This is a genomic window from Planktothrix sp. FACHB-1355 (assembly GCF_014748295.1).
In the GTDB taxonomy this organism is placed as follows: Bacteria; Cyanobacteriota; Cyanobacteriia; order Cyanobacteriales; family Aerosakkonemataceae; genus Aerosakkonema; species Aerosakkonema funiforme_A.
Window position 1 is genome coordinate 1 of the sequence record NZ_JACJUP010000313.1, and the last position, 6151, is coordinate 6151.

Here is a 6151-nt window from a genome sequence, read left to right on the forward strand (position 1 = left end):
AATGTGATTTCCAGGTATTTCGTGAATCTCCAGTCCCGCAGCAGCCAAATCTTTCCAGCCGAGTTCGGGATTTTCGGGATTAAAGGCATCGCGATCGCACGCACGGAAAAAGATAATTTGACCGGAATAAACTTGCGGGATATATTTTTTCATCGCCTTCATGTTGAGTTGGAAAACTTGATGAAAGCGGCGAAGTTCGGTAACGCCAAAATCAGCAGGCATTTTCAGAGCAGACTTACCTTTTTCCAAAAAGTAAAGCAGCCTTTCTTCATCGTTCATCTGTTCGAGTTCGTTTGCTGAAATCGAAATATCCGCACCAACGCCGAGTGCATAAGCCATCGTTTTGAGGTCATCATCTTCTAAATTTTCTGATGGTAATTGACCGGGGCTAGGAGTATCGAGCAAGGTAAGCATTGCTACTTTTTGACCTAGTTTTTGTAGCTGTTGTGCCATCTCGAAAGCTACAGTTCCGCCAAAAGAAGAACCGCCCAAAAAATACGGCCCTTCAGGTTGCACGACCCGCAAGGCTTTAATATATTGAGCCGCCATTTCTTCAACTGTAGTCAGAGGTTCTGCTTTTCCATCTACTCCTTGCGCCTGGAATCCATAAACAGGAAAATCAGGCAGATAACGTGCTAATTCCCGATAAATATAGACGTGACCGCCAATGGGATGCACTAAGAAAAGAGGTTTTTTGGTGTTGCTACCAGTTTGAATTTCCACTAGCGTGGAATTAGAGGTTGTTGGCAATGTTGACTGTGCGATTAATTTAGCTAAATCGGCAATAGTCGGTGCATCGATCAGGCTATGGGCTGACAATTTTGTATTAGTGGCTTCGCTTATCTTGGCAATTAAATGAATTGCTAGGAGAGAATCTCCCCCCAATTCAAAGAAGTCATCGTGGATACCAATTTTGTCGATACCTAGAGATTGTTGCCAGATTTTAGCAATAGTTTGCTCGATGCGATCGCGAGGTTCTACATAAGCGTTATTGAGTTTCGGTCGCGAGTTTAGCAGTTTGGATGATTTGGTTTCCTTTTGAGATTGCAAGTGCTGTAGTTCTTTAGAAGTTTTGTACTGCTGGTATCGAATTATAAAATCTTGCGTCGATACCATAATTTGAGGCAATGTAGTTCCTAAAATGCGCTTAAATGCCTCCATTCCTTCGTTGGGAAATATGCCTTGTTTGAAACTTGTTTCGCGCCACTTTTTGAGTTGTTCTGATGTGGCTGCATTGGCTGCTTGTCCTACTTCTTGCCAGCCATCCCAGTTAACTGAAATGGTCAAGCGATCGCATTTAGTAGTATTGTAATGTGCGAAGGCATCGAGAAAAGCATTAGCACCGCAATGGTCTACTAAACCAAGTCCAGCGATAAATGAATTCAGAGACGAACAAAGGATCAGGAAATCTAGGTTAAAATCCTTCAGCAAAGCGTCAATTACCAAAGTTCCTTTTACTTTTGGGGCTAAAAGATTGGCTAAATTTTCTTTGGTTTTCAGTTGAATCATGCCTCCGGGTGAAATTCCAGCCGCGTGGATAACTCCGTTAATTGTGCCAAAGCGATCGCACGCATTAGCTATTACTTTTTGCATTTCCTCTAAGTTAGCTACATCTGCGCTGGCTACCAGAATTTCTGCACCCAAAGCTTCTATTTGTTGCAATTTCCGAATTTTGCAACTGATGCTATCTTTCTCTTCGTGAGTAGCTAACCATTGTTGCCATTCATGTTTGGCGGTCAAGTGCGATCGACCGATTAAAACTAATTTTGCTTGCACTTTTTCTGCCAGATATTCCGCCAGCACTAATCCAATTCCACCCAATCCACCTGTAATTAAATAAACTCCCCCTTCTCTCAAATTTAATTTTTCTGCACCATCCAATTGGACGGCTTCAAAAGTTTGTACCCAGCGATGATTGCCCCGATAAGCAATCACTAAATCGGATGATTTTGCAGTTATTTCCGCGAACAGATAATCGGCGATTTTCTCTTTTTGTCTATTTCCTGTTTCCGGAAATACAACATCAATGCTGCGACAACTTATGTTTAAGTATTCTTGCGGAATAACTTTACATGGCCCCAAAATAGTTGCTTTCGGCGGACAAAGTATCTCATCGCCAGTTACCTCCTGCATATTATTTGAGATAACCGCGATTTCAATTTCCTCGCTAAAATCCTGTTTTCCAAGTGCTTGCGCCAGAAAAAGCAAACTGTAGAAACCTAAATTTTGAGAATCTTCCAGAACTTCGATTTCTAATTCATTGTTTGGCGTGACACTCCATAAATGAACGATTTTTTGAGGAGTTTTATTCAATTTCCGAACTTCTTTCAGCAAAGCGTCATAATCATCGCGTTGTTGAGGGTCGATCGTATAGACGATATCGCTGTGAAAGGTGAACTCATTACCCGCTTTTACAACAATAACATCCTGGTTTTCTTGTTCCAGCTTCCTCACCAGTTGTTCACCTACACCGCACTCATCAACAAACAATAACCAACATTGTCGATTAATTAGCTTATCCGGTTTTGGAGGTAGAGAGCGTTGCCAAGATGGAGTATAAAACCAATCGGCAATATTCGGCTTTTTCTCTAAGGCAAATTCTGATTTTTCAACAGCATTTTCTCGATTAACCGTAAATGCTGAAGGTGCGGCTATATCTGCCGATGCAGAAGCTTTAGCCAACAAAATATGGTGCCCTAAAACGTCGTTTCCAGGCAAAGCCGCCACGTCAACAAATCCATGATTTCGTAATGCCTCAATCCACTGCTTTTTCGATAAAAATGGATTACCTTGACTGCGTTCTCCATCATCCAAAGGTTTCATCATTAAACCATCGGTGATGTTGTAATCCATTTGAGCTTGCGTTACTTCCCAAATTAATAACAAACCGTCGGGAGCCAACAAAGAGCGGATATGAGCTAAACTTTCCTCTATATTGCGGGTGACGTGCAACACCTGAGCGGCTATTATTACATCAAAGCTGTGCGGTTCATAACCTTGCTTTTCAGGAGGTTGTTCGATATCTAATAGGCGATATTGAACATGAGGATAATCGCTAAACTTTTGCTTGGCTTTGTCTAAGAAAAAACGAGCAACATCAGTGAAAATGTAGTTAGTTTGCTGCGGTGGTAAGACAGGTAATAACTCGGTTGTAGTGAGTCCCATTCCCGCGCCTATTTCCAAAATTCGCAGATTTACTTGCGGCGATAACGACTTCACCAATTGCTGCAAACTTGTTCGCAGGATATTGTTGTGATAAGGAAGCAGAGGTAAAGATCGACCTATACTTTCCGCTACATCATAGAAGCTTTCAGCAAATATTAACTGTAGCGGATCTTCTTTGCCAACAAGTATGGAGACAAGCTTTTGCCGATAGGTTTGCATAACTTCTGCCCATTGAGGCGTGTCTGCCCATTTTGCTTTTACTTCTTCTTCAAGAGCATTGACTGAATCTGGGTAAATTGTTACAAGATTGGTAAATTTTTCTCCATCTTGCTGTAACTGCCCTTCTTCAACCAAACTCTTCAACCATTGCGATATTAATTGCTTGTGACGCGGCAGAATAGGGAATCGATCGAACAACTCTTCCACAGAATACTTTTCGTCTGGATTGCTAAATGCGCCCAATTCTCTCAAGGCAAGGTTCATGTAAGCAATACACAAACGCTCCAAACACTCTTTCTTTCCTAGATAGGTTGGATTGTCAAATTTCGATATTTCCGCAAGTGCCTGTATCTTTCCTGCTTCTAATATTGATGTCCATTCGGGTACAGAGTTTCTGTTTTTATCACCTACTATTTTTTGCGCTTCAATCCAATAGCGTTGACGCTCAAACGGATAAGTTGGCAAAGGTACGCGATCGCGTTTTTCTTGGCTGTAAAATCCCGACCAATCTATTTGTATTCCCGATAGCCAAAGTTTGCCTACTGCGTTTAACAAAAAGGCAACATCGGATTGTCGATCTTGCGGATGTCTTAAAGAAGAAAGTACAATGCGATCGCTAACTTTATCTAAATGCTGTTTTGCGAGGGTAGTCAGCATTTTTCCGGGGCCAATTTCTAACAGCACCCAATCGGATTCTTGCCATAATGTTTGCAATCCCGAACTAAAAAGCACTGTTTGGCGCAAATGTCTCGCCCAATAATGCGGATTTGTTGCCTCTTCTGCGGCGATCCAAGTGCCGGTAACGTTAGAAATGTAGGGAATTTGTGGTGCTTTCAGGTTTACTTTTTTCACCTGTTCTGTAAATACCTCTAAAATTGGTTCCATCATCTGAGAATGGAACGCATGGGAAGTATGCAGGCGACGACATTCCACGCCTTTTTCTAACAGTTTTTGTTCCAGTACTTCGATCGCATCTGTCGCACCGGAAACAACGCACAGAGATGGCGCGTTAATTGCAGCAAGCTCAAGTTCTTTACCCAGTAGAGGTTGCACTTGCTGTGCAGTCAGCGGTACTGCCAGCATCGACCCTGGTAGCATTTGCTGCATCAATTTTCCCCGTACAGCTACTAGCGATAGTGCTTCTTCCAGCGAGAAAACGCCAGCGAGACAAGCGGCGACATATTCGCCGATACTGTGACCGATCGCACCTTGCGGATGCACACCCCACGAGATCCATAATTTAGCTAAAGCGTATTCGATCGCAAACAAAGCTGGTTGTGCGATCGCAGTTTGCTGCAATTGACCCCTCCAAAAATTCTTGTGGGATAGGCATCCTGCCTGTCTCTGAGATTCTTTTCTGGAGATGTCTAATTGTTCTGCTTGTTCCGCGCTTGCATACAGCACATCGCGCAAATCCAATCCCAGATATGGGATGAGAAATTCCGCACAAAAATCGATTTCTTCTCTAAATATCGGTTCTAGTTGGTAGAGTTCCGCCGCCATGTTTGCATATTGCGAACCTTGACCGGAAAACATGAAAGCAACAGGTCGATTTTTAACTTCTCCAAAGTTAGTAAAAACTCGTTTCGGATCGAGTTGAGAAAGTGCCGTAACAGCATCTTCTCGGTCTTGGCAAACTAATATCCGTCGATGATTGAAAGCTTTTCGACCAATTCCAAGCGTGTAAGCAGCATCAGCCAGGTTAATTTCAGGATAATTATTTAAATGTTCAACTAAATTAGCAGTGGCGGTATCGATCGCAGATTCAGTTTTAGCAGATAAAACTAGCAATTGCCAAGGTCTAGAATCTCCCGATGGTTCGAGAATAGGCGCTTCTTCTAATACCACATGAGCGTTAGTTCCACCAATACCAAAAGAACTAACACCAGCACGGCGGGGAGTGCCATTTCTCTGCCATTCGGAAAGTTGAGCATTAACGAAAAACGGACTATTGGCGAAATCAATCCGAGGATTGGGTTTTTCAAAGTGCAAAGTCGGTGGCAATAATTTGTGTTTGAGTGCTTGTACTGTTTTGATTAAACCAGTCACGCCAGCAGCGGTATCCAAATGTCCGATATTTGTTTTTGCAGAACCGATCGCACAAAATCCTTTCTTCTCAGTATTGGCGCGGAAAGCTTGCGTTAATGCCGCAATTTCGATCGGATCTCCCAAAGGCGTACCAGTCCCGTGCGCTTCAATATAATTAATAGTTTCCGGGTCAACTTCTGCCATCGCCAAAGCTTGTGCGATCGCCTCAGCTTGACCGTCTATACTAGGAGCAGTATAGCCAACTTTCAAAGAACCATCGTTATTAATTGCAAAACCTCCGATCACTGCATGGATGGAGTCGCCGTCTGCGATCGCATCTTCCAATCTCTTTAAGACAACAATTCCCACACCGTTGCCATTCACAGTTCCCTGCGCTTTCGCATCAAAAGCTCTACAATGTCCGTCGGGAGAAAGAATCATTCCTTCTTGATGCAAATAACCTATTTTTGATGGCACGCTGATGGAAACGCCACCCGCCAAAGCGATATCGCATTGGTAATTTAACAAACTTTGACAAGCCAAACAAGTAGCAACTAAGGAAGTAGAACAAGCTGTTTGAACATTGACACTTGGCCCCTTCAAATTTAACTTGTAAGAAACTCGCGTAGGCAAGAAATCTTTATCGTTTGAAATCAACAACTGATAAGTGCCTACCGATTGGATAACTTCGGGATTTGAATAAAGATTGTTTAACAAATAGCCGCTCATTCCGACGCCA

At 42.8% G+C, this 6151-nt stretch carries 1 protein-coding gene; it reads right to left on the reverse strand.

Annotated elements, in window-relative coordinates:
* On the reverse strand, positions 1-6151 hold a 6151-nt coding region (locus tag H6S82_RS14650; protein ID WP_191056358.1), incomplete at both ends, for a type I polyketide synthase.